This is a genomic window from Variovorax sp. LjRoot130 (genome assembly GCF_964253755.1).
GTDB lineage: Bacteria > Pseudomonadota > Gammaproteobacteria > Burkholderiales > Burkholderiaceae_C > Variovorax.
This window is the reverse complement of sequence record NZ_CAXURM020000001.1, coordinates 934,316-957,020: the sequence shown is the minus strand read 5'-3', so window position 1 is coordinate 957,020 and position 22,705 is coordinate 934,316. Positions and strand designations below refer to the sequence as shown.

At 68.0% G+C, this 22,705-nt stretch carries 19 protein-coding genes and 1 riboswitch; of the genes, 4 read left to right on the top strand and 15 right to left on the bottom strand.

Going from position 1 to position 22,705, the window contains the following annotated elements; translation table 11 throughout:
* Positions 1-31: 31 nt before the first annotated feature.
* Positions 32-99, bottom strand: a riboswitch (S-adenosyl-L-homocysteine riboswitch).
* A 100-nt stretch (positions 100-199) separates the two neighbouring features.
* The 3 genes from ACSQ86_RS04775 (at position 200) to ACSQ86_RS04765 (ending at position 3,303) form a co-directional block, all read left to right on the top strand.
* On the top strand, positions 200-817 hold the full coding sequence (locus ACSQ86_RS04775; protein WP_093109510.1) for a hypothetical protein: 618 nt from the start codon (positions 200-202) through the stop codon (positions 815-817).
* A gap of 69 nt (positions 818-886) precedes the next feature.
* The gene (locus ACSQ86_RS04770; protein ID WP_436302861.1) at positions 887-2,515 is read left to right on the top strand and encodes a peptide chain release factor 3; all 1,629 of its coding nucleotides are present in this window, start codon (positions 887-889) and stop codon (positions 2,513-2,515) included.
* Positions 2,515-3,303, top strand: coding sequence for an HAD-IIB family hydrolase (locus tag ACSQ86_RS04765; protein ID WP_436293785.1), 789 nt, complete (start codon positions 2,515-2,517; stop codon positions 3,301-3,303). The genes ACSQ86_RS04770 and ACSQ86_RS04765 overlap by 1 nt, the downstream gene beginning before the upstream one ends.
* Before the next feature lie 6 nt (positions 3,304-3,309).
* On the opposite strand, the gene trxC is transcribed toward ACSQ86_RS04765, so the two are convergent.
* The 4 genes from trxC to uvrA all read right to left on the bottom strand — a co-directional run bounded on the left by trxC (position 3,310) and on the right by uvrA (position 11,768).
* On the bottom strand, positions 3,310-3,747 hold the full coding sequence (gene trxC, locus ACSQ86_RS04760) for a thioredoxin TrxC (RefSeq protein WP_436302860.1): 438 nt from the start codon (positions 3,745-3,747) through the stop codon (positions 3,310-3,312).
* Between the two features lie 7 nt (positions 3,748-3,754).
* Positions 3,755-4,711: a tripartite tricarboxylate transporter substrate binding protein gene (locus tag ACSQ86_RS04755; protein ID WP_436302859.1), complete on the bottom strand. Its 957-nt coding sequence runs from the start codon at positions 4,709-4,711 to the stop codon at positions 3,755-3,757.
* Positions 4,712-4,815: 104 nt separating this feature from the next.
* Complete coding sequence (locus tag ACSQ86_RS04750) at positions 4,816-5,862, bottom strand: histone deacetylase family protein (RefSeq protein ID WP_436293787.1); 1,047 nt, start codon at positions 5,860-5,862, stop codon at positions 4,816-4,818.
* Complete coding sequence (uvrA, locus tag ACSQ86_RS04745; protein WP_436308549.1) at positions 5,862-11,768, bottom strand: excinuclease ABC subunit UvrA; 5,907 nt, start codon at positions 11,766-11,768, stop codon at positions 5,862-5,864. The genes ACSQ86_RS04750 and uvrA overlap by 1 nt, the downstream gene beginning before the upstream one ends.
* Before the next feature lie 170 nt (positions 11,769-11,938).
* On the opposite strand from uvrA, the gene ACSQ86_RS04740 reads away from it, so the two are divergent.
* Positions 11,939-13,051 carry an ABC transporter substrate-binding protein gene (locus ACSQ86_RS04740; RefSeq protein ID WP_436302857.1) on the top strand — a complete coding sequence of 371 codons (1,113 nt, stop codon included), beginning with the start codon at positions 11,939-11,941 and terminating at the stop codon, positions 13,049-13,051.
* Between the two features lie 6 nt (positions 13,052-13,057).
* Here ACSQ86_RS04740 and ACSQ86_RS04735 read toward each other — a convergent pair whose 3' ends face one another.
* The 11 genes from ACSQ86_RS04735 to ACSQ86_RS04685 all read right to left on the bottom strand — a co-directional run bounded on the left by ACSQ86_RS04735 (position 13,058) and on the right by ACSQ86_RS04685 (position 22,697).
* Positions 13,058-13,216 (bottom strand): hypothetical protein, encoded by a 159-nt coding sequence (locus tag ACSQ86_RS04735; RefSeq protein WP_170855687.1) that lies wholly within the window; start codon positions 13,214-13,216, stop codon positions 13,058-13,060.
* Positions 13,217-13,307: 91 nt separating this feature from the next.
* Positions 13,308-15,002: an MFS transporter gene (locus ACSQ86_RS04730; RefSeq protein WP_093109503.1), complete on the bottom strand. Its 1,695-nt coding sequence runs from the start codon at positions 15,000-15,002 to the stop codon at positions 13,308-13,310.
* A gap of 145 nt (positions 15,003-15,147) precedes the next feature.
* Complete coding sequence (locus tag ACSQ86_RS04725) at positions 15,148-15,789, bottom strand: 2-hydroxychromene-2-carboxylate isomerase (protein WP_436302856.1); 642 nt, start codon at positions 15,787-15,789, stop codon at positions 15,148-15,150.
* On the bottom strand, positions 15,786-15,983 hold the full coding sequence (locus ACSQ86_RS04720) for a DUF1289 domain-containing protein (protein ID WP_436302855.1): 198 nt from the start codon (positions 15,981-15,983) through the stop codon (positions 15,786-15,788). Before ACSQ86_RS04720 ends, ACSQ86_RS04725 begins: the two co-directional genes overlap by 4 nt.
* Before the next feature lie 5 nt (positions 15,984-15,988).
* Positions 15,989-16,477, bottom strand: coding sequence for a YbaK/EbsC family protein (locus ACSQ86_RS04715; RefSeq protein ID WP_093109502.1), 489 nt, complete (start codon positions 16,475-16,477; stop codon positions 15,989-15,991).
* Positions 16,477-17,397, bottom strand: a complete 921-nt coding sequence (locus ACSQ86_RS04710) for a hydroxymethylglutaryl-CoA lyase (RefSeq protein ID WP_436308548.1) — start codon at positions 17,395-17,397, stop codon at positions 16,477-16,479. The genes ACSQ86_RS04715 and ACSQ86_RS04710 overlap by 1 nt, the downstream gene beginning before the upstream one ends.
* A gap of 21 nt (positions 17,398-17,418) precedes the next feature.
* Complete coding sequence (locus tag ACSQ86_RS04705; RefSeq protein WP_436308547.1) at positions 17,419-18,348, bottom strand: 2-hydroxyacid dehydrogenase; 930 nt, start codon at positions 18,346-18,348, stop codon at positions 17,419-17,421.
* 128 nt (positions 18,349-18,476) lie between these two features.
* Entirely contained in the window at positions 18,477-20,471 is a 1,995-nt protein-coding gene (locus ACSQ86_RS04700) for an acetyl/propionyl/methylcrotonyl-CoA carboxylase subunit alpha (RefSeq protein WP_436302854.1), read from the bottom strand.
* A gap of 110 nt (positions 20,472-20,581) precedes the next feature.
* Positions 20,582-21,253 carry a DUF4126 domain-containing protein gene (locus ACSQ86_RS04695; protein ID WP_093109498.1) on the bottom strand — a complete coding sequence of 224 codons (672 nt, stop codon included), beginning with the start codon at positions 21,251-21,253 and terminating at the stop codon, positions 20,582-20,584.
* A gap of 2 nt (positions 21,254-21,255) precedes the next feature.
* Entirely contained in the window at positions 21,256-22,047 is a 792-nt protein-coding gene (locus ACSQ86_RS04690; protein ID WP_436302853.1) for an enoyl-CoA hydratase/isomerase family protein, read from the bottom strand.
* Between the two features lie 140 nt (positions 22,048-22,187).
* Positions 22,188-22,697: a DinB family protein gene (locus ACSQ86_RS04685; RefSeq protein ID WP_436302852.1), complete on the bottom strand. Its 510-nt coding sequence runs from the start codon at positions 22,695-22,697 to the stop codon at positions 22,188-22,190.
* Between the last annotated feature and the right edge of the window lie 8 nt (positions 22,698-22,705).

Below are 22,705 nucleotides of genomic sequence, written 5' to 3'. Positions count from 1 at the left end.
GTGTTCGGGGGACGAGACTCACCGCGAGAACAGCGGGTGAGCGTGGTTGCGAAGGGGTCCGAGCCTCACGCCTGGCGGCGCTGCAACGCTCCTCGGAAGCGGCATTTTAGCGCGTGCCGCTTTTCCGTCGCCAGCGGCGATTTGCGGATCGGCCTAGACTGCAACGCCCCCCAACCGCCGCCCTCGCGGCCCCACCATCATGTTCAAAGTCAAGCTCTTTGCTGCATCGTTCGTGATTGCCTTGTCCGCCGCGGCGGCGGCGCAGGAAACCGTGCGCGTGCGCGGCGTCATCGCGCGTGCCGATGCGAATTCGCTGACCGTGAAGGACCGCAGCGGCGAAACCGTCACGATGGTGCGCCCTGCCGACATGAACGTCTCAGAAGTCATTCCGCTCACGCTGGCCGACATCAAGCCGGGCAGCTTCGTCGGCGCCGGCGCCGTGCCGCAACCCGACGGCACGCAGCGCGCCGTGGAAGTGCTTGTGTTTCCGGAGGCCGCGCGCGGGACCGGCGAAGGCTTTCGCCCCTGGGACCTGATGCCCCAGAGCACGATGACCAACGCCACCGTGGCGCAGCTCGAAGCGGCGCCGTCCTCAGCGCCGGGCGGCCACAAGCTGCTGCTCAAGTACAAGGACGGCGAGCAGACCGTCATCGTGCCGCGCGGCACGCCGGTCGTGACCTTCAAGCCGGGCAATGCGGACCAGGCGGCCCTGGTGGTGCCGGGCGCCAAGGTGGTGATCACCGCGCAGGTGAAGGAAGGCAAGCCCACCGCGCTGCGCATGCTGGTCGGGCGCAATGGCTTCACGCCGCCGATGTGACGGCTCGTTAAAATTGCGGGCTTTGCCGCCAGCAGCCCGCGCCCGTGAGCGCGCTCCGCGTTCACCCCCATGACCTTCGCCTCCGAAACCCGCCGCCGCCGCACCTTCGCGATCATTTCCCACCCCGACGCCGGCAAGACCACGCTGACCGAGAAGCTGCTGCTGTTCTCCGGCGCGATCCAGATCGCCGGTTCGGTGAAGGCGCGCAAGGCCTCGCGCCACGCCACCTCCGACTGGATGGAGATCGAGAAGCAGCGCGGCATCTCGGTGGCCAGCTCGGTGATGCAGATGCTCTACCGCGAGCACGTGATCAACCTGCTCGATACGCCGGGCCACAAGGACTTCTCCGAAGACACCTACCGCGTGCTGACCGCGGTCGACTCGGCCCTGATGGTGATCGACGCGGCCAACGGCGTCGAAGCGCAGACGCGCCGCCTGATCGAGGTCTGCCGCCAGCGCGACACGCCCATCATCACCTTCGTCAACAAGATGGACCGCGAGGTGCGCGAGCCGCTGGAGCTGCTCGACGAGATCGAGCGCGAACTCGGCATGCCCTGCGTGCCGATGACCTGGCCGGTGGGCCAGGGCAAGAGCTTCGGCGGCATCGTGAACCTGCGCACGCAGGCGATGACGGTGTTCGAGTCGGGCAGCGAGCGGCTGCCGCAGGACTTCGAAGCCATGCCGCTGGCCGAGCGCGAAGCGCTGCAGAAGCGCTTCGGTCACGAGTTCGACACCGCCATGGAGAGCATGGAGCTCGCCACCGGCGCCTCGCCCACCTGGGACCGCGTGGCCTTCCTCGCCGGCAAGCAGACGCCGGTGTTCTTCGGCTCCGGCGTCAACAACTTCGGCGTGATGGAAGTGCTCGACGCGCTGGTCGACCTCGCGCCGCCGCCGCAGCCGCGCACCAGCACCACGCTGGTCAACCGGCAGCCGGTGGTCAAGGAGATCCAGCCAGAAGATAAGGACTTCGCCGGCGTCGTTTTCAAGGTGCAGGCCAACATGGACGCCAATCACCGCGACCGCATCGCCTTCGTGCGCATGGCCTCGGGCAAGTACACGCCGGGCATGAAGCTCAAGGTGCAGCGCACCGCGAAGGAGCTGCGCCCCACCAGCGTCGTGACCTTCATGAGCCAGCGCCGCGAGGCGGTGGAAGAGGCCTATGCGGGCGACATCGTCGGCTTCACCACCCACGGGGGCGTGCAGTTGGGCGACACCATCACCGACGGCGCCTCGCTGCAGTTCACCGGCCTGCCCTTCTTCGCGCCCGAGCTCTTCATGACCGTGATTCTCAAGAACCCGCTGCGCACCAAGCAGCTGCAGCAGGGCCTGGCCCAGCTCGGCGAGGAAGGCGCGATCCAGGTGTTCCGCCCCGAGGTCGGCGGGCCGATGCTGCTGGGCGCCGTGGGGCAGCTGCAGTTCGAAGTGGTGCAGCATCGCCTGAAGACCGAATACGACGCCGACGTGCGGCTGGAAGGCTGCCAATACACCGGCGCGCGCTGGATCACGGCCGACACGCCGGCCGAGCTGCGAGCCTTCACCGACGCCTACCCGGCGCGCATGGCACTCGACGCAGCGAACACGCTGGCTTACCTCTGCACCTCACCCTACGACGTGCGGCTGGCGCAGGAGCGCTTCCCGAAGATCCATTTCCATCCGCTGCGCGAGCATGCGGGGCTTGCACTTCAAACGGCCGGTTGATGCTCCCACTGAGCGCATGGCCCACTGAAGATCGCCAGCAAATCGCAGGCGTCCTTACCGACATCGACGACACGCTGACCACCGAGGGCGCCATCACGTCCGATGCGCTGCAGGCGCTGCACGACCTGAAGGCGGCTGGCCTGCCGGTGATCGCGATCACCGGCCGTTCCGTGGGCTGGAGCGAGCCCTTCGCGCCGGTCTGGCCGGTCGATGCGATCGTTGCAGAGAACGGCGCGGTGGCGCTCGCGGCTTCACCGTCGGGTGCGCTCGACAAACGCTACCGCCAGGATGCCGCGACGCGCAGCGCCAACTTCGCACGCATGCAGCAGGCCCTGGCGCGCGTCGAGCGCGAAGTGTCGGGCGCCAGGCGCGCCACCGACTCGCCGGGCCGCGAGACCGACATCGCAATCGACCACAGCGAATTCGCGCACCTGGGCGAAGCGCAGATCGCGCAGGCAGTGCAGATCATGCGCGCCGAAGGCATGAACGCGACGGTGAGCTCGATCCACATCAACGGCTGGTTCGGCGACCACAACAAGTGGGTCGGCGCCTGCTGGATCGTGCGCGAGCTCTTCGGCCGCGACCTGGGGGCCGAGCTCGATCGCTGGGTCTACGTGGGCGACTCGACCAACGACGTGCTGATGTTCGAGCGCTTCCCGCACAGCGTGGGCGTGGCCAACATCCGCCGCTTCGAGCCGCAGCTGACGACGCTGCCGCGCTACATCAGCGCCGGCGAGCGCGGCGCCGGTTTCGCGCAAGTGGCGGCCGCGCTGCTCGACAGCCGCTGAAGCGGCCTAGCGACGCTGCGCCTGCGCCCAACGGACGATGTCGGCGCTACCCATCGCGCCCGCCTGCCGCGCAATCTCGCGCCCGCCGCTGAACAGCGCCAAGGTGGGAATGCTGCGGATGCCGAAGCGCGCGCCCAGCGCCGGCACAGCTTCGGTGTCGACCTTGGCCAGGCGGAACTGCGGCTCGAGCCGGGCGGCGGCCTGCTCGAAGGCGGGTGCCATCTGGATGCAGGGGCCGCACCACGGCGCCCAGAAATCGACCAGCACCGGGATCTCGTTGCGGCCGAGATGGCGGTCGAAGGCGGCTTCGTCCAACGCCGTGGAGTGGCCAACGAACAGCGGCCGGTGGCAGTTGCCGCAGTCGGGCGCGCTCCCCAGCTGCGCACTGCGCACGCGGTTGGTCGTGTGGCAATGCGGGCAGACGACGTGCAGCGATTCGGTCACGGGGCGCTCACTGCGGCTTGGCGAGCCCCAGCTTCTCGATCAGCGCCTTCTCGCGCGTGAAGGTGGTCTGGGCGAACTTCGTGTAGTCGGCCGAGCTCATGTAGATGGGCAGCATGTCGTAGCGGCCCAGCGATGCGACGTAGCTGGGCTCTTCCATCGCCTGCTTGAAGGCGTCGTGCAGCTTCTTCACCACCTCGGGCGGCGTACTCTTGGGCGCACCGATGCCGAAGGGCGAGTTCTGCACGATGTCCAGGCCCAGCTCCTTCAGCGTCGGCGCATCGGGGAACTTGGCCAGTCGCTTTTCGCCCCAGGTGTTGAGCACGCGCAGTTTGCCTGCCTCCACCTGCGGCGCGAAGCCGGTGCTGTCGGCCGCAGCCATCAGCTGGCCGCTGAGCACGGCGAGCATCAGGTCGGCGCTGCCCTTGTAGGGCACGTGCTGCAGCTCGATGCCGGCCTTCTGCGCGATCAGCTCGGTCGTGAGGTGGGGGCTGGTCAGGTTGCCGGTCGAGCCATAGGTCAGCCTGCCGGGATTGGCCTTGGCATAGGCGACGAAGTCCTTCCATGTCTTGAACGGACTGTCGGCCGGTACGACGATGCCGAAGGCGTAGCCGGTGACGTTGATGACGTAGCTGATGTCCTTGACCGGGTCCCAGTTGATCTTGGTCGTGTAGGGCAGGCGGAACACGCCGAGCGGGATCTGGGCGATGGTGTAGCCGTCGGCAGGCGAGGTCTGCAGCGCCTGCGCGGGCAGCGTGCCGCCGGCGCCGGGCTTGTTCTCGACCACGACCTGCTGGCCGATGATCTTCGAGGCGTTCTCAGCCAGCTGCCGCATCGTGATGTCGGTCGGGCCGCCCGCGGGGAAGGCAATCACCAGCTTGATGGGCCTGCTCGGGAAGGCCTGCGCATGGGCGGCGGTGGCCGCGAAGCCGAGCAGGGCGAGGCACAAGAGAGAACGACGAAACATGAGGCGGGCTCCGGATTGCAGGGGCAGCCATTTGGCAGCGCGCGCCTCGCGAGGGCAATCGGGTTTCACCCCGGGGCGCGTCGCGCAGGCGTCAGCGCCGCCGTTCAGCCGGCGCGCTGCATGAAGCCGTCGAGCACATTGACCGCGTTGGTACCGACCTCGGCGACCGCATAGCCGCCCTCGAACACGAACACGGTCGGCAGGCCGGCGTGCGCCAAGTCTTCGCCGATGCGCAGGTAGTCGGGCGTGGCGAGCTTGAAGCCGGCGATCGGATCGCCCTCGAAGGTATCGAGCCCGAGCGACACGACCAGCGCGCCCGCCCGGAAGTCCACGATGCCGCGCAGCGCGCTCTGCAGCGCCTCGCGCCAGCGCGCGAAGCCGGTGCCGCGCGCAAGCGGCAGGTTGCGGTTGAAACCCAGCCCCGCGCCCACGCCCTCTTCGTCGGCATAGCCCAGGTAGTAGGGGTACTCGGTGTGCGGGTCGCCGTGGATGCTGGTGAACTGCACGTCGGCGCGCTCGTAGAAGATGGCTTGCGTGCCGTTGCCGTGGTGGTAGTCGATGTCCAGCACCGCGACCCGTTCGACGCCGGCGTCGCGCAGCGCCTGCGCCGCGATCGCCGCGTTGTTGAGGAAGCAGTAGCCGCCGAAGAAGTCGGCGCCCGCGTGATGGCCCGGCGGACGCGTGAGCGCGAAGGCGGCGCGCTCGCCGCGCAGCACATGCGCCGCGGCGGAGAGCGCACAGCCGGCACCGGCCCGCGCCGCCGTCCAGGTGCCTGCAGTGAGCGGCGAGCCCGAGTCGTACGAGAACAAGCCCAGGCGCGCCGGGAAGCTCGCCGGCAGCACGTCGGAGCGAAAGGTACGGATCGGCCAGTACGACGGCAGCGCATCGCGGGCCGCATTGGCAGGATCTAGCGCGACCCATTCGTCCCAGGCGCCTGCAAGGAATTCGAGATAGCGAGGCGCATGGACGCGCGCGATGGCCGCGTCATCGAATTCGGCAGGGCCTTCGATCGGGCCGAGCCCACGCTCCTTCAGTTCCCGCAGCACGTAGTCCGCACGCGCCGGCACCTCGAAGCAAGGCACCAGCTCACCGCGGAACATCTCCACCTTGCCGTGGTGCAGCACGTGCTGGTCGTTGTAGACGGTGAGCATCAGGCTTCCTTGCGCGCCCGGACCGGCACGGCCGGCTGCACCGGCACAGGTGGCACAGGCAGCTTCAGCACTTCATGCCCGCCGGCCCCGCGCGCCAGCACCGGCGCCAGCGCCACGCCGGTGTGCGTACGCAGCTTCACCACCTCCTCGGGCGGCGCCGCGGCGACCACGCGCCCGCCGCCGTTGCCGCCTTCGGGGCCGAGGTCGATCAGCCAGTCGGCCTCGGCGATCACGTCGAGGTCGTGCTCGATCACCACCACGCTGTGGCCACCGTTCACCAGCCGATGCAGCACGTGGATCAGCTTCTCGACATCGGCCATGTGCAGGCCGACGGTCGGCTCGTCGAGCACGTAGAGCGTGTGCGGCGCCTTGTTGCCGCGGCGCGTGACATCGTCGCGCACCTTGCTGAGCTCCGTCACGAGCTTGATGCGCTGGGCCTCGCCGCCGGAAAGCGTCGGCGAAGGCTGGCCCAGCGTGAGGTAGCCGAGCCCCACGTCCTTGAGCAGCTGCAGCGGATGGCTGATGTTGGGCATAGCGGCGAAGAACTCGACCGCCTCGTCGACCTCCATCTGCAGCACATCGCCGATGCTCTTGCCGCGCCAGCTCACGGCCAGTGTCTCGGGATTGAAACGCGCGCCGTGGCAGACCTCGCAAGGCACCTTGACGTCGGGCAGGAAGCTCATCTCGATGGTGCGCACGCCGGCGCCATCGCAGCCAGGGCAGCGGCCTTCTCCGGTGTTGAAGCTGAAGCGCGCCGGCCCGTAGCCGCGCGCCTTGGCCTCCAGCGTGTCGGCGAAGAGCTTGCGGATGGTGTCCCAGAAGCCGATGTAGGTGGCCGGGCAGCTGCGCGGCGTCTTGCCGATCGGCGTCTGGTCGACCTCCAGCACGCGGTCGATGGTCTCGTAGCCCTCGACGCCCTTGCAGCCCGCCCAGGCCGGGCGCTTGCCTGCGGAGTCGGCATCGCGGCCGGCCTTGGTCATGCGCTGGACCACGACCGCGTACACGTTGGCCAGCAGCACGTCGCGCGCCAGCGTCGACTTGCCGGAGCCGCTGACGCCCGTCACCGCGACCAGCCGATGCAGCGGCAGCGAGACCGTGACTTCCTGCAGGTTGTGCAGGTCGGCGCCGCGCACGCTGAGCCAGCCGGGCGCGCCGGGCTCGGGCGCCGGCACCGGACGGCGCGGCTGCAGCGGATGCTTGATCGCATCGCGCAGATAACGCCCGGTCTGCGAATCGCCCGCGCGCTCGAGGTCGGCGACCGAGCCCTCGGCGACCAGCCGGCCGCCGCGCTTGCCGGCGCTGGGGCCGATGTCGATGATGTGGTCGGCGCGGCGGATGGTGTCTTCGTCGTGCTCCACCACCACCAGCGTGTTGCCCTTGTCGCCCAGCTTGTGCAGCGCGTCCAGCAGGATCTGGTTGTCGCGCGCGTGCAGGCCGATGGTGGGCTCGTCGAGCACGTAGCACACGCCCTGCAGATTGCTGCCGAGCTGCGCCGCGAGGCGGATGCGCTGCGCCTCGCCGCCGGAAAGCGTCGGCGCGCCGCGGTCGAGCGTGAGGTAGCCGAGGCCCACCTCTTCGAGGAATTCGAGGCGGCTCTTGATCTCCGGCACCAGGTCGCGCGCGATTTCCGCCTGGCGACCGGTCAATGCCAGTTGCTCGAACCAGATGCGGATGTCGGTGACGCTCATGCGCGCGAGCTGGGTGATGCCGATACCGCCCTCACCCCAGCCCTCTCCCGCAAGCGGGAGAGGGCGCAGTGCGGGCTTCGGCTCCCTCTCCCCGCTGGGGAGAGGGTTGGGGTGAGGGGCCCGCCCGCCGCCAAACAATACCGCCCGCGCCGTCGCATTCAGCCGCGTCCCCTCGCAAGTCGGGCACACCACGTCGCCCACGTCCTCGGCCTCGGGCTCCGCAAAGGTCTGCTCGCGCCCCTTCTGGTCGTCGGCCATCACCGAGTCGTCGTAGACCTTGCGCTGTTCCTTGGTGAGCTTGACGCCGGTGCCCACGCAGTCGGGGCACCAGCCGTGCTTGCTGTTGTAGGAGAAGAGGCGTGGATCGAGCTCCGCATAGCTGGTGCTGCAGACCGGACAGGCGCGCAGCGTGGAGAACACGTGCGTGCGGCCGATGCCGCCGGTCGGCGCGTTGGCCATCATGGCGCCGCGCAGGCCGGTGAGATCGCTCAGCACCTGCACCACGCCCTTGCCGTGTTCGAGCGCCTTGGCCAGCGCCTGGCGCAGTGCGGTCTCTTCCGAAGGCAGCACATCGAGGCTGGCCACCGGCAGCTCGATGCTGTGCTCCTTGAAGCGGTCGATGCGAGGAAAACCGGTGGTGGGCAGGAACTCGCCGTCCACCCGCAGGTGCGTGTAGCCGCGCGGGCGCGCCCAGTCGGCCAGCTCGGTGTAGACGCCCTTGCGGTTGCTCACCAGCGGCGCCAGCAGGCCGATGTGCTGGCCCTTGAAGTTCTTGAGCAGTTGCGCCGCTATGCTGTCGGGCGTCTGCGGCTGGACCGCGGCGCCGTCGTGGATGCAGTGCTGGATGCCGAGCTTGACGTAGAGCAGGCGCAGGAAGTGCCAGACCTCGGTGGTGGTGCCCACGGTGCTCTTGCGGCCGCCGCGCGAGAGGCGCTGCTCGATCGCGACCGTCGGCGGAATGCCGTAGACCGCATCCACCTCCGGCCGGCCGGCCGGCTGCACGATGCTGCGCGCATAGGCGTTGAGCGATTCGAGGTACCGGCGCTGGCCCTCGTTGAAGAGGATGTCGAAAGCCAACGTGGACTTGCCCGAGCCGCTGACGCCGGTGACCACGCTGAACTTGCCGCGCGGGATGTCGACCGACAGGTTCTTGAGGTTGTGCTCGCGCGCGTTGACGATCTGGACCGCGTCGCGGCCGGACGCCGGCTTCGCGCGCGCCGCATAAGAGCGCGCCGCCCGCTCCGCCACCTTGTAGGCGCCGGGACCGACGGCCAGGTCGTAGTCGACCAGCGCGGCGCCGGTGAACGAGGCGCGGTTCTCGCGCACCTGCTCGGGCGTGCCGACTGCCACCACCTGGCCGCCGCCCTCGCCGCCCTCGGGGCCGAGGTCGATCAGCCAGTCGCTGGCGCGGATGACGTCGAGGTTGTGCTCAATCACCACCAGCGAATGGCCGGCGTCGAGCAGCTTGCGCAGCGCGCGCATCAGGCGCGCGATGTCGTCGAAGTGCAGGCCGGTGGTCGGCTCGTCGAACAGGAACAGCGTGCCCTTGCGCGCCAGCGGCTGCTTGCTGGCGCTGCCGTTCTTGGCCGCCTCGGCGAGGAAGCCGGCGAGCTTGAGGCGCTGGGCTTCGCCGCCGCTGAGCGTGGGCACGGGCTGGCCGAGCTTGACGTAGTCCAGGCCCACGTCGGCGATCGGCTGCAGCACGCGCAGCACCTCGCGGTCGTTCGTGAAGATGGCGGCGGCCTCGGCCACCGTGAGCTCGAGCACGTCGGCCACGTTGAAGCTGCGCTCCGCGCGCTCGATCCTCACCTCCAGGATCTCGGGCCGGTAGCGCTTGCCGTCGCAGTCGGGGCAGCGCAGGTAGACGTCGGAGAGGAACTGCATCTCCACGTGCTCGAAGCCCGAGCCGCCGCAGGTCGGGCAGCGCCCGTCGCCGCTGTTGAAGCTGAACTTCGATGCGGTGTAGCCGCGCTGGCGCGAGAGCGCCGCGGTGGCAAAGATCTCGCGGATCGCGTCCCAGGCGCCGACGTAGCTCGCGGGATTGGAGCGCGCCGTCTTGCCGATCGGCGACTGGTCGACGAAGACCACGTCGCTCAAATGATCGGCGCCGAGCATGCGGTCGTGCGCGCCGGGCGATTCGGTCGCCTTGCCGAAGTGGCGCATCAGCGCGGGCGCCAGCACGTCCTGGATCAGGGTCGACTTGCCCGAGCCGCTGACGCCGGTGATGCAGACCAGCCGCGAGAGCGGCAGCTCGACCGTGATGTTCTGCAGGTTGTGCTCGCGCACGCCTTCGAGGATGAGGCGCGGCGTGTTCTCGCTCACCATGCGGCGGAAGCCCATGCCGATCTGCTTGCGCCCGCCGAGGTACTGGCCGGTCAGCGTCTCGGCGTCGCGCAGGGCGTCGGTGCTGCCGTCGAACACGATCTGCCCGCCGCGCACGCCGGGGCCGGGGCCCATGTCGATCACGCGGTCGGCGGCCAGCATCACGGCCGGGTCGTGCTCCACCACCACCAGCGTGTTGCCGGCGTCGCGCAGGCGCAGCATGGCCTCGGTGATGCGGTTCATGTCGCGCGGATGCAGGCCGATGCTGGGCTCGTCGAGCACGAACAGCGTGTTGACCAGCGAGGTGCCGAGCGCGGTCGTGAGGTTGATGCGCTGCACCTCGCCGCCGCTGAGCGTGCGGCTCTGGCGGTCGAGCGTGAGGTAGCCGATGCCGACGTCGTGCAGGTAGCGCAGCCGCGTGGTGATTTCTTCGAAGAGCAGCTTGAGCGCTTGCACGTCGCCGTCGCTGACGGTGCTGCTGTTGCCATGGCTCTCGATGCCGTCGAACAGGCGCCGCAGCCGCTCGATCGGCAGCAGCATCAGGTCATGCAGGCACAACCCCGGCAGCGCCTCCAGCTGCTCGCGCGACCACTTCACGCCGACCGGCATGAAGCGCTTCGAGGGTTCGAGCACCGCGTCGGCATCTTCCTTCGTGCCGATACGCCACAACAGGCTATCGAGCTTGAGACGCGCGCCCGCGCAAGTCGGGCACGGCGTATAGCTGCGGTACTTGGACAAGAGCACGCGGATGTGCATCTTGTAGGCCTTGCTCTCCAGGTAGCCGAAGAAGCGGCGCACGCCATACCACTGCTGGTTCCACTTGCCCTTCCAGTTCGGCGAGCCCTCGATCACCCAGGCCTGCTGCTCGGGCGTGAGCTTGTTCCACGGCGTGTCGCGCGGAATGCCGGCCGCCTCGGCATGGCGCATCAGGTCGTCCTGCGCTTCCTTCCAGGCCGGCGTCTGGATGGTCTTGATGGCGCCGGCGCGCAGCGTGAGCTTGTCGTTCGGAATCACGAGGCCGAGGTCGACGCCGATCACGCGGCCGAAGCCGCGGCACATCTCGCAGGCGCCCACGGCCGAGTTGAAGGAGAACATCGACGGGATCGGGTCGCCGTAGCGGATGTCGCTTTCGGGGCAGTGCAGGCCGGTCGAGAATTTCCAGATCTCCGGCGCCGCACCTTCGTCTGCGGACAGCGCGTAGACCGTGAGCCGCCCGCTGCCGCGCTTGAGCGCGACCTCGATCGCCTCGATCACCCGCGCTCTTTCCGCGCCGGCCATGCGGAAGCGATCGGCCACCACGTCCAGCACCTTGCGCGGCCCGGTCGGCGTGGCGATCTCGCGCTCGCTCTGCACGCGCGTGAAGCCGCTGGCCGACAGCCACTGCGTGACCTCATCGGCCGTGGTGCCGGCCGGCAGTTCGACCGGGAAGGTCAGCACCACGCGCGGATCGCCGGCCGCGGCCGCGCGCGAAGCAAGCTCGGCATAGATGGTGTCAGGCGAGTCGTGGCGCACCGGCAGCGCGGTCTCGCGGTCGAACAGCTGGGCTGCGCGCGCGAACAGCAGCTTGAGGTGATCGTTGAGCTCGGTCATCGTGCCGACGGTCGAGCGCGAAGAACGCACGGGGTTCGTCTGATCGATCGCGATGGCGGGCGGCACGCCCTCCACCTTGTCGACCGCCGGCTTGTCCATGCGGTCGAGAAACTGCCGTGCATAGGCCGAGAAGGTCTCGACATAGCGGCGCTGGCCCTCGGCATAGAGCGTGTCGAACACCAGGCTCGATTTGCCCGAACCGCTCGGGCCGGTGACCACCGTCATCTCGCCGGTGCGAATGTCGAGGTCGAGGTTTTGGAGATTGTGCTGGCGTGCACCGCGAATCCGGATGGAGCCCTGTGTCATGAGTGCCTTGGGGGTGGGGCAGACATTCTAGGAAGCCGGCGCGGGCTTCGTGCAAAGCTGCACATGGCCGGTCGAGAGGCAGGGGTTTTCCCGAATAAGGGCTAAGCGACATTTGGTAACAAATAGTGCCCTTGCCTTTCTCCGCTCCCACTCCTCTCTAAGGATCCTCCATGAACAAGATGCGCGTGCTTTGCACAGCCGTCGTGCTGGCGCTCGGCACCATGAGCGCTTCGGCGCAGATCCTGATCGGCCAGACGGCCGGCATGACGGGCTCGGTCGCCGCCAGCGTCAACGAGACGATCGCCGGCGCGCAGCTGGTGATCGATGCGGCCAATGCTCAGGGCGGCATCGGCGGCGAAAAGATCGAGGTGCTGCGCATGGACGACGGCTTCGACGTCAAGCGGGCGAGCGAGAACGCACGCGTGCTGATCGAGGAAAAGAAGGTGGTGGCGCTGTTCATGAGCCGCGGCACGCCGCATTCGCAGGCCATCATCCCGTGGCTCGACAAGAACGACGTGGCACTGATCGGCCCCTCCACCGGCGCCATGGTGCTGCACAAGCCGGTGCAGAAGCACGTGTTCAACGTGCGCTCGACCTACCAGCGCGAGGCAGAGAAGGCCGTGGCGCACCTGCTCACCATCGGCGTGAGCCGGATTGCGGTGGTGCATGTGACCGACTCCTTCGGCCAGGACGCGCTCGAAGGTGCCATGAACGGCTTCAACAAGGCCAAGGCGACGCCGGCCGCGACGGTGACGGCCGACCGCGACAAGCCCGACTACGCGGCCATCGTGCCGAAGATCACGGCCGCCAATGCGCAGGCCGTGGTGTGGATCGGCTCCGGCACCGCGGTGGTCGAAGGCGTCAAGGCGCTGCGCGCGGCGGGCTCGGCGGCCCAGGTCGTCACGCTGTCCAACAACGCCTCATCGGGCTTCATCAAGCAACTTGGCGAAGCGAGCCGCGGCGTGATCGTGGCGCAGGTGTTCCCCAACGAACGCTCGATCGGCCATCCGATGGTCAAGGAAGCGCTGGCGCTGGCGCGCGCCAAGGGGCAGAACGAGCTTTCGCCGGCCGCCCTGGAAGGCTTCGCCTCGGCCAAGGTGCTGGTCGAGGCGCTGCGCCGCGCCGGCCCGAAGCCGACCCGCGCCAAGGTGCTCGCCGCGCTGGAGAGCATCCGCAACCTCGACCTGGGCGGCGGCCTCGAGGTGAGCTACTCGCCGCAGGACCACTCGGGGATCGATTTCGCCGATCTGTCCATCATCAGCGACGGAAAGTTCAAACGCTGAAGCCGCTTACTTCGGCGCGCTGGCCGCCGGCGCGGCCGGCTCCGGCGCATGCATCGTGTCGCCGCCGTGCTTCTCACCCGACATGTCGACCTTGTCCCCCGCTTGCATGATCACGAACAGGGCAATGGCGGCGAAGATGACGAAGCCGACGGCGAGTTTCCACATGGGTTGAGTCTCCTGAATGTTCAAGAAAAGGGCCTCGTGCCGTTCCGGCGCGAAGCCCCTTTGTTGAACAGAGGGCCGGAGCCCTCCGATTTCAGTCGTTGGCGTAGATGTCGACGTCTTTCGTCTCGCGGATGAAGAGCGTGCCGATGACCAGGGTCATGGCGGCAATCACGATCGGATACCACAAGCCGTTGAACATGTTGCCGGTGCTGGCCACGATCGCGAAGGAGATGGGCGGCAGCAGACCGCCGAACCAGCCGTTGCCGATGTGGTACGGCAGGCTCATCGAGGTGTAGCGAATGCGTGTCGGGAACAGTTCCACCAGCATGGCGGCGATCGGGCCGTAGACCATCGTGACCAGGATCACGAGGTAGGTCAGGATGGCGACGATCACCACCTTGTTCATCTTGGCGGGGTCGGCCTTGGACGGGTAGCCCGCGGCCTTCAGGTCATCGCCGATGCTCTTCTTGAACGCTGCGATGCTCTTGGTGGAGGCCTCGTCGAACTTCGAGCTCACCACGGTGCCGGTCGGTGCTTCGACGGTCTTGTCGCCGATCTTGACGATCGCCTTCGAGCCCGGCGCACCTGCGACGTTCTCGTAGCTCACCGAGTTCTGCGCCAGGTAGCGCTTGGCAATGTCGCACGAGCTTCTGAAGTCGATTTCGCGCGCGACCGGATTGCCCTGGAAGGAGCAGGTCGCGGGATCGGCGGTCACCGTCACGGCAGCGGTCGCCTGCGCCCTGGCCAGGTCCGGGTTGGCCGCTTCGGCCAGCATCTTGAAGACCGGGAAGTAGGTGACGACGGCCAGCAGGCAGCCGGCCATGATGATGGGCTTGCGGCCGATCTTGTCGGACAGCGTGCCGAACACCACGAAGAAGGGCGTGCCGATCAGGAGCGATGCGGCAATCATCAGGTTGGCCGTGATGCCGTCCACCTTGAGCTGCTGCGTCAGGAAGAAGAGCGCATAGAACTGGCCCGAGTACCAGACCACGGCCTGGCCGGCGGTGAGGCCGACGAGTGCCAGGATCACGATCTTGAGGTTCTTCCACTGCCCGAAGGATTCGGTCAGCGGCGCCTTCGAGGTCTTGCCCTCGGCCTTCATCTTCTGGAAGGCCGGCGACTCGGAGAGCGAGAGCCGGATCCACACCGAGATGGCCAGCAGCGCGATCGAGACCAGGAACGGAATGCGCCAGCCCCAGTCGCTGAAGGCCTGTTCGCCGATCCAGGTGCGCACACCGAGGATGACCAGCAAGCTCAGGAACAGGCCCAGCGTGGCCGTGGTCTGGATCCACGAGGTGTAGGCGCCGCGCTTGCCGTGCGGCGAGTGCTCGGCCACGTAGGTGGCAGCACCGCCGTACTCGCCGCCGAGCGCGAGGCCTTGCAGCATGCGCAGCGCAATCAGGATCACCGGCGCCGCGACGCCGATGGTCGCGTAGCTGGGCAGCAGGCCGACGATGAAGGTCGACAAGCCCATGATCAGGATGGTCACCAGGAAGGTGTACTTGCGCCCGATCATGTCGCCGAGACGGCCGAACACGATGGCGCCGAAGGGCCGCACCAGGAAGCCCGCCGCGAAGGCCAAGAGCGCGAAGATGAAGGCCGCGCCCGCATCCAGGCCGCTGAAGAACTGCTTGGCGATGATCGCCGCGAGCGAACCGTAGAGATAGAAGTCGTACCACTCGAACACGGTGCCGAGCGAAGAGGCGAAGATGACTTTCTTCTCCTCCGAGGACATGGGCCGGGGTACGGGCATCGGCCTTCCCCGTGAATCAAGTGTGGCTGCCATTTGGTCGTCTCCTAGGAATTCGGCCCACGGCGTGGGACCTAGGGCGATTCTTGGGGCGGCGACTGACCCAGGGCTTTCGCCAAACTGAATCGATGCTGACGGTTTAAGGTGAAACCCGAAGCGTACGTTTCAGCTTGTAAGAAACTCAGCGATTGCGGCGCAGCAGCGAAGGCCTTTGGTCGGCACCGTCCCACTGCGGGCCTGCGAACCAGGCATCGCCGGCGAGGTAGGCGCGCAGCATCGCGAGGCCGTCGAAGCCCCAGAACAGGCGCCCGTCGACCGCGTAAGCCGGCACGCCGAACACGCCGCTTGCCACGGCTTCGTCGGTGTTGGTCTTGAGCTGGGCCTTGACTTCGTCGCCTGCGCCGTCGCGCACCTGCTTCAAGCGCGCGGCGAGCGCGGCCAAACGCGTGGCATCGCTCGCTTCGCCGCCGCCCTGCCAGACGTCACGGAAGATGGTTTCGGCCACATGGCGGTTGATGTCGCCGTCCGGCGTGGTGGCCAGCGCGAGGCGCAGATGCGGCAGCGGGTTGTAGGGGTGCGAAGCCGGCATCTCGATCGCGATGCCGTTCGCTTGACCCAGCCACAGCACATGGCGGTAGGTCCAGGCCCGCTTGGCGGGGACCTCGGCCGGGCCGAGCTGGCCATGGTGCTTGAGCAGCGCGCCGAGCAGCACCGGCCGGTAGGCCACGCTGTAGCTCAGCCCCTCGAGCGCCCGCGGCAGATGCTCGAAGGCCAGGTAGGCGTAGGGCGAGATGAAGTCGAGATGGAAAGTGATGTGCTTCATGGGCATTCCGCTTCGTCGGGGTGGGCCGCCTTGCGCTCTTCGATGCGCAGCCAGACGGCCTCTTTGGCCGCGTCGTCCATGCGGCTCCAGCCCGCGATCTCGTCGAGCGTACGGAAGCAGCCCTCGCACAGCCCGCTCTGTGCATTCATGCGGCACACCGAGGTGCAAGGCGATGGAACGGCTTGCGCGGACATCGAGCTCACACCACGTCCGCGACCGGTGCGCCGGTCAACCCTTCGAGATCGTGCGGGCGCAGCCGCACCACCGCATGCGGATGGCCGGCCGCGGCCCAGACGTCCTCGAAGCGGAACAGCTCGCGGTCGATCAGCATGACCGGCGGCATGGCATGCGCGAAGGGCGAGACGCCGCCGATCGAGAAGCCTGTTGTGCTCTTGACGAAATCGGCGTCGGCACGGCCCAGCTTGCCGACCAGTGCCTCCACCTTCTTCTCGTCCACGCGCTTGTCGCCCGAGGTCACGACCAGCACCGCCGTGTCGTCGCTCTTGCGGCGGAACACGATGCTCTTGGCGATCTGCCCCACTGCGATGCCCAGCGCATCGGCCGCCTGCTGCGCCGTGCGGCAGGCATCGTCGAGCATCTGCGGCGCGTGGGGATGGCCCCTGTCCTGCAGCAGGCGCGCGACGCGCTGGACGCCGTCTGGAAGCGAAGTCAGTTCAGCGCCGCACATCAATTGGCCCTCTTGATGCGGATGGCCTTCGACACCCGCGAGTTCGGCTCGCGCCCCAGCGCCTCGTTGATGTAGACGCCGGCATCGATCAGCAGATCGAGTTCGATGCCGGTCGCGATATCCATGCCGTGCAGCATGTAGACCACATCCTCGGTCGCGACATTGCCGGTCGCGCCCTTGGCAAAAGGACAGCCGCCGAGCCCGCCCACCGAGGTATCGAACTGCCACACGCCCATCTCCAGGCTCGCGAGCGTGTTGGAGAGCGCCTGGCCGTAGGTGTCGTGGTAGTGGCCGGAGACATCGTCCACGCCGTAGTGCTTCAGCGTCGCCTCGAGCGCGCGCTGCACCTTCACCGGCGTGCCGACGCCGATGGTGTCGGCCACGCCGACGTGCTGCACGCCGATGTTCTTCATGAGCCCGGCCAGCATGTCGACGCGCGAGGGCGCAATCTCGCCCTCGTAGGGGCAGCCCACCGTGCACGACATCGCGCCGCGCACGTAGATGCCCTTCTCGCGCGCCGCCTCGACGACGGGCCGGAAGCGCTCGATGCTCTCGGCGATCGAGCAGTTGATGTTCTTCTGGCTGAAGGCTTCGCTGGCGGCGCCGAAGACCACGATCTCGTCGGGCCATTCCTCGCGCGGCGCCGCGATCGCGGCCTCGAAGCCCTTCATGTTCGGCGTCAGCACCGAGTAGCGCACGCCCGGCTTGCGGCGGAGGCCGTGCATGACTTTGGCGTTGTCGGCCATCTGCGGCACCCACTTGGGACTCACGAAGCTGGTGACCTCGATCTCCTTCAGGCCGGCGTCCTGAAGGCGGTGCACCAGGCCGATCTTGATCTCGGCCGATACCGGCTGCTTTTCGTTCTGCAGGCCGTCGCGCGGACCGACGTCGACGATCTTGACTTTGGATGGAAGTTTCATGCTTGCCTCTCGTGGAGCGAATCAGTATCCGCGCTCACGCCCGACCACGCCCGCAATGGGCTCTCCCATCTCGACCGCCCGGATCTTGTCGGCGATCTGGGCGATCGAGGCCTCGCGCACGGTGCGCGCGGAACCGTGCGGCGTCACCGTGATCTTCGGATGGCGCCAGAAGGGATGCTCGGTGGGAAGCGGCTCGACCTCGAACACGTCGAGCGTGGCGCCGGCCAGCTGGCCGCTGTCGAGCAGCGGTATCAGGTCGGACTCCACCAGGTGCGCGCCGCGCGCCACGTTGATCAAGTAGCCGCCCGGCCCGCCGCCGTTCAGGCGCGACAGGTTCTCGCGGTTCAGGATGCCGCGCGTCGCCTCCGTCAGCGGCAGCAGGTTGACCAGCACGCGGCTCGCGCCCAGGAAGGCGTTGAACTCCGCCTCGCCGGCAAAACAGCGCAGGCCCTCGATGGCCTTGGGCGAACGGCTCCAGCCGTTGACCGGGAACTCGAACTGCGCAACAGCCTTCGCGACGCGCTCGCCCAGTACGCCGAGCCCCATCACGCCGACCGCGAAGTCCTCGCGCTCGCGCGGCTTGCGGAAACTCCAGCGGCCTTCGCGCGCGTCGGCCTCGTAGATGTCGAACTCGCGGAAATGCCGGATCAGCGCATGGCAGACGTACTCGGCCATCTGCACCGACATGCCGGCATCGTCGAGCCGCACCACCTGGGCTTCGGGCGGCAGCTTCAGCTTGAGCAGCGCATCGACGCCGGCGCCGATGTTGAAGATGCCGCGCAGCTTCGGCTGCTCGTCGATGAAGGCTTGCGGCGGTGCCCAGACCACGGCGTGGTCGGCTTGTGGCGTGCCCGGGCGCCAGTTCTCCACAACGGCTTCGGGCAGTGCAGCGCGCAGGCCCTCGATCCATGCATCGGGGCGGTTGTCGGTGAGGCAGACGGTGATTCGCATTTGGAGGATTTTCGCTGTTCCGCATTCCATCCCCGTTCGCACTGAGCTTGGCCTGTCCTGAGCTTGTCGAAGGGTCGAAGTGCCGGCCCCGGCTTCGACAGGCTCAACCCGAACGGAGAGGGATTGGCTCAAGCCGCGATCCGCAGCAGCTCGGCACCTTCCGTGACCTGGTCGCCCGGCGCATAGAGCAGCTCCTCCACGGTGCCGTCCGCCGGCGCCGCGATCGTGTGCTCCATCTTCATCGCCTCCATCACCGCCAGCGGCTGGCCGCGGCTGACCTTGTCGCCGGCCTTGACCGCGAAGGACACGACCTTGCCGGGCATCGGCGCGGTGAGCCGGCCACCCTCGGCCTGCACGTCGCCGGCATGGGCCAGGCGGTCGATGGCGACGATCCGCGTGGCGCCGTGCGCTGCGAAGATGTAGGCCGTGTCCTGGTCTTCGTAGACGTCCAGGGTGTGGCGCTGGCCGTTGAACTGGACCTCGAGCTCGCCCGTGGGGAAGCGGCCGATCACCAGCGGACCCGACACCTCGCCGACGCGCAGCATCAGCGCGCCATCGTGCAGGTAGCTCAGCTCGACTGTCTGCGGTTCGCCGCGGAACTCGAAGGCGAAGGGCCGCAGCGCGATGCCGTGCGATTGCCAGCCGTCGCGGCGGCTGAAAGGGTCGGTCGAGGCGCTCGCGCCCTCTTCGAGCAAGGTGTGCGCGATCGATGCCGCGGCCGCCAGCGGCAGGCCCAGCGCCTCCTGGTCGAACAGTACCGCGCGTTCGCGCTCGATCAGCGCGGTGTCGAGCTTCGCGTGGGCAAAGGAGTCGGTGCAGAGGATGCCGCGCAGGAACTGCACATTGGTCGCCACGCCGACGATGTGCGTTTGCGCCAGCGCCGCGTCCAGCCGGGCCAGCGCCTCCTCGCGCGTGGCGCCATGCACGATCAGCTTGGCGATCATCGAGTCGTAGAAAGGCGAGATCAGGCCGCCTTCGCGCACGCCGTCGTCGATGCGAACCCGGCTGCGCTGGAAGGCCGTGGCCTGCGGCTTGCGGTAGACGTGCAGCGTGCCGGTGGCGGGCAGGAAGTTGTTGTCCGGGTTCTCGGCGCAGATGCGCGCCTCGATCGCATGGCCGTGGATCTGCAATTGATCCTGCGCCAGCGGCAGCGCTTCGCCGGAGGCCACACGCAACTGCCATTCGACCAGGTCGAGCCCGGTGATCGCTTCGGTCACCGGATGCTCCACCTGCAGCCGCGTGTTCATCTCCATGAAGAAAAAGTTCATCTCACCATCGCCGCGCTGCTCGACGATGAACTCGACGGTGCCCGCGCCCACGTACTTCACCGCGCGCGCCGCCGCCACCGCCGCCTCGCCCATCTGCTTGCGCATGGCCTCCGTCATGCCCGGCGCCGGCGCCTCTTCCAGCACCTTCTGGTGCCGCCGCTGCACCGAGCAATCGCGCTCGAACAGGTAGACGTAGTTGCCCTGCGTGTCGCCGAACACCTGGATCTCGATGTGGCGCGGCCGCTGCACGTACTTCTCGATCAGCACCGCGTCGTCGCCGAAGCTGTTGATGGCCTCGCGCTGGCACGAAGCCAGTGCGGGCGCGAAGTCGACTGCCCTCTCGACCACGCGCATGCCCTTGCCGCCACCGCCGGCGCTGGCCTTGATCAGCACCGGGTAGCCGATGCGGTCGGCCTCGCGCTGCAGCAGCGCCGGATCCTGGTCGCTGCCGTGGTAGCCGGGCACCAGCGGCACGCCGGCCTTTTCCATCAGTTGCTTGGACTCGGCCTTCAGGCCCATGGCCTTGATGGCCGAGGGCGGCGGGCCGATGAAGACCAGACCGGCATCGGCGCAGGCCTGCGCGAACTCCTCGTTCTCGCTCAGAAAGCCGTAGCCCGGGTGCACCGCCTGCGCGCCGCTGGCCTTGGCGGCTTCGAGGATCTTTTCCCAGCGCAGGTAGCTGTCCTTCGGCGCGCTGCCGCCGAGATGGATGGCCTCGTCGCAGGCGCGCACGTGATTGGCATGGGCGTCGGCGTCCGAGTACACGGCGACCGTGCGGATCGCCATGCGGCGCGCCGTCGCGGCCACGCGGCAGGCGATTTCCCCGCGGTTGGCAATGAGGATCTTCTTAAACATGCTGCGTCTCCGCGGTGAATTCGCCTCCGCACGCTACGCGTGCCATGCGATTTGGCTTCGCCGCTGCGCCGCTTCGCGGCTGGTCCCCGCGGTTGGCAATGAGAATCTTCTTAAACATGAGGAGTGTCTTCCGGGGAATTTTTCTTGAACTGGAATGCGGATACGACGCCAGGATCCGGCCGTCCGCTGAAGATGCGCGCCACGCGTCCGAACAGCGCCTTGAGGAAGCGCCAGCTCTTTCGGATCAGCCACACGCTGAGCACGAGCACGGCGATGAAGAGCACCGCGAACACCAGCGGATGCGCCACGGCCAGCCAAAGGCCGGCCGGCACCATGCTGTCTTCGACCAGCGAGGCGCCGACATTGCTGAAGGGTTCGGGCGAGGTGTTGATGGCGGCGCGCGTGGTGGCCTTGGCCGCATGCGCCGTCGCCGCGAAGCCGCCGCCCAGCAGCGCGGCCACGATCGCCATCACTGCATGGTCGGTGCCGAAGACGCTGGCCGCGAGCGCCGCGCCGGCCGGAATGCGGATGGCCGTGTGCACCATGTCCCACAGCGAATCGAGGCCCGGGATCTTGTCGGCGAAGAACTCGACGAAGACCATGAAGCCGCTGGCCGCAATGACCACCGGATGCGCGAGCAGCTGCAATCCGCCCGGCAGCGGCACCCAGCCGAGGTAGCCGGCCAGTCCGGTCAACAGCACGACCAGGTAGAGCCTAATGCCGCTGGCCCAGCCGATGGCGGCGGCCAGCGCGAGCAGTTGCGGCAGGTCGAGCGAAGTCATTTTTACCCGTCGAGCCAGGAAGGCTTGCGCTTCTGCAGGAAGGCCTGCACGCCCTCGCGGCCTTCCTCGCTGGCACGGATGTCGGCGATCCCTTGCACGGTCTTCGCGATCAACGCGTCGTCGATCTCGCGGCCTGCCACGTCGGCGATCAACTGCTTGCAGGCGCGCACCGCCGCCGGACTGGCGCCGGTGAAGGCCTTCACCAGCTCGGCCACCTTGGCATCGAGCGCGTCGGCTGCCACCACCTCATGCACGAAGCCGATGCGATGCGCTTCGGCCGCGGTGAAGCGCTCCGCCGTGAGGAAGTAACGCTGCGCCGCGCGCGTGCCCATCGCGCGGAGCACATAGGGACTGATGGTCGCTGGAATCAGGCCGATCTTGACTTCGCTCAGGCAGTACCAGGCCGTGTCGACCGACACCGCGACATCGCAGGCGGCGACCAGCCCCATGCCGCCCGCGTAGACGTCGCCCTGCACGCGCGCGATCACCGGCTTCGGGCTCTCATGGATGGTGCGCAGCATCGCGGCCAGACCGCCCGCATCGGCCATGTTCTGCTCGTGCGTGAAGTCGGCCGCGCGGCGCATCCAGTTGAGGTTCGCGCCGGCGCAGAAGGCCGGGCCGTTGGCGCCGAGCACGATCACGCGCACGTCGGCCGCGGCGCTCGCCTGCGAGAAGGCTTCGCCGAGCTCGCGGATGACGACATCGTCGAAGGCATTGCGCAGCTCCGGCCGGTTGAGCCAGATGCGCGCGACGGCGCCTTCGATCTCGAGTTCGAGCGTGGTGAAGTCGGTCATGTCAGTTCCTCAGGCGCATTTGGCGAGCAGGCCGAAGCCCATTCGGGAAACACCGCGGAACCGGCTTTGCCGGGCCGCTGGTGTTGCCCTGCAAGGGGGTTGGCGTAGCGACACGAAGTGCGCGAAGCCTGGGGGTGGGTTCATCCTTTTGCTTCCTGTTGCAGCAGATAGACCCAGTCGATCTCAGGGCCCGGCTGGACCATGGCCGTAAGCGCGGCCGTCAGCTGGCCGCGGTGATGGGTCGCGTGGTTGAACACGTGGCCGAGCGCCGGCGCAAAAGGAATGTGCACCTCTTCACCGTTGTTGCGCGTGTAGACCAGCTCGCCGTCGTAGCGCTCGGGCGCGAGCGTCGCGAGCCACGGGCTCCAGCGCGTCACCGCTGCACCCAGCGCCTCGCACAGCGCGGCGCGCTCGGCGTGCAGCTCGGTGTCGAGCGGGATGCGCGGCGAACGGCCTTCGGCGAAGCGCGCGTACCAGATGTTGTCGGCCACCAGCAGGTGGTTGACCGTGCGATGGACCGAGCGGAAGAAGAGGCCGCAGTCGCGATGCCAGTCGGCATCGGACAGCCCTTTCAGATTGGCGTCGAGCAGCGTGTGCGTGGCCCACACGTGGTAGCGGCCCAGGCTCGCGAAGTAGTTCGGAAGCGACATGGGGGCCT

What these genes read in the sequence shown, in the direction of transcription:
- ACSQ86_RS04775 (WP_093109510.1), top strand. Translation starts at nt 200, where the DNA reads ATGTTCAAAGTCAAGCTCTTTGCTGCATCGTTCGTGATTGCCTTGTCC.
- ACSQ86_RS04770 (WP_436302861.1), top strand. Translation starts at nt 887, where the DNA reads ATGACCTTCGCCTCCGAAACCCGCCGCCGCCGCACCTTCGCGATCATT.
- ACSQ86_RS04765 (WP_436293785.1), top strand. Translation starts at nt 2,515, where the DNA reads ATGCTCCCACTGAGCGCATGGCCCACTGAAGATCGCCAGCAAATCGCA.
- ACSQ86_RS04755 (WP_436302859.1), bottom strand. Translation starts at nt 4,711, where the DNA reads ATGTTTCGTCGTTCTCTCTTGTGCCTCGCCCTGCTCGGCTTCGCGGCC.
- ACSQ86_RS04750 (WP_436293787.1), bottom strand. Translation starts at nt 5,862, where the DNA reads ATGCTCACCGTCTACAACGACCAGCACGTGCTGCACCACGGCAAGGTG.
- uvrA (WP_436308549.1), bottom strand. Translation starts at nt 11,768, where the DNA reads ATGACACAGGGCTCCATCCGGATTCGCGGTGCACGCCAGCACAATCTC.
- ACSQ86_RS04740 (WP_436302857.1), top strand. Translation starts at nt 11,939, where the DNA reads ATGAACAAGATGCGCGTGCTTTGCACAGCCGTCGTGCTGGCGCTCGGC.
- ACSQ86_RS04735 (WP_170855687.1), bottom strand. Translation starts at nt 13,216, where the DNA reads ATGTGGAAACTCGCCGTCGGCTTCGTCATCTTCGCCGCCATTGCCCTG.
- ACSQ86_RS04730 (WP_093109503.1), bottom strand. Translation starts at nt 15,002, where the DNA reads ATGGCAGCCACACTTGATTCACGGGGAAGGCCGATGCCCGTACCCCGG.
- ACSQ86_RS04725 (WP_436302856.1), bottom strand. Translation starts at nt 15,789, where the DNA reads ATGAAGCACATCACTTTCCATCTCGACTTCATCTCGCCCTACGCCTAC.
- ACSQ86_RS04720 (WP_436302855.1), bottom strand. Translation starts at nt 15,983, where the DNA reads ATGTCCGCGCAAGCCGTTCCATCGCCTTGCACCTCGGTGTGCCGCATG.
- ACSQ86_RS04715 (WP_093109502.1), bottom strand. Translation starts at nt 16,477, where the DNA reads ATGTGCGGCGCTGAACTGACTTCGCTTCCAGACGGCGTCCAGCGCGTC.
- ACSQ86_RS04710 (WP_436308548.1), bottom strand. Translation starts at nt 17,397, where the DNA reads ATGAAACTTCCATCCAAAGTCAAGATCGTCGACGTCGGTCCGCGCGAC.
- ACSQ86_RS04705 (WP_436308547.1), bottom strand. Translation starts at nt 18,348, where the DNA reads ATGCGAATCACCGTCTGCCTCACCGACAACCGCCCCGATGCATGGATC.
- ACSQ86_RS04700 (WP_436302854.1), bottom strand. Translation starts at nt 20,471, where the DNA reads ATGTTTAAGAAGATCCTCATTGCCAACCGCGGGGAAATCGCCTGCCGC.
- ACSQ86_RS04695 (WP_093109498.1), bottom strand. Translation starts at nt 21,253, where the DNA reads ATGACTTCGCTCGACCTGCCGCAACTGCTCGCGCTGGCCGCCGCCATC.
- ACSQ86_RS04690 (WP_436302853.1), bottom strand. Translation starts at nt 22,047, where the DNA reads ATGACCGACTTCACCACGCTCGAACTCGAGATCGAAGGCGCCGTCGCG.
- ACSQ86_RS04685 (WP_436302852.1), bottom strand. Translation starts at nt 22,697, where the DNA reads ATGTCGCTTCCGAACTACTTCGCGAGCCTGGGCCGCTACCACGTGTGG.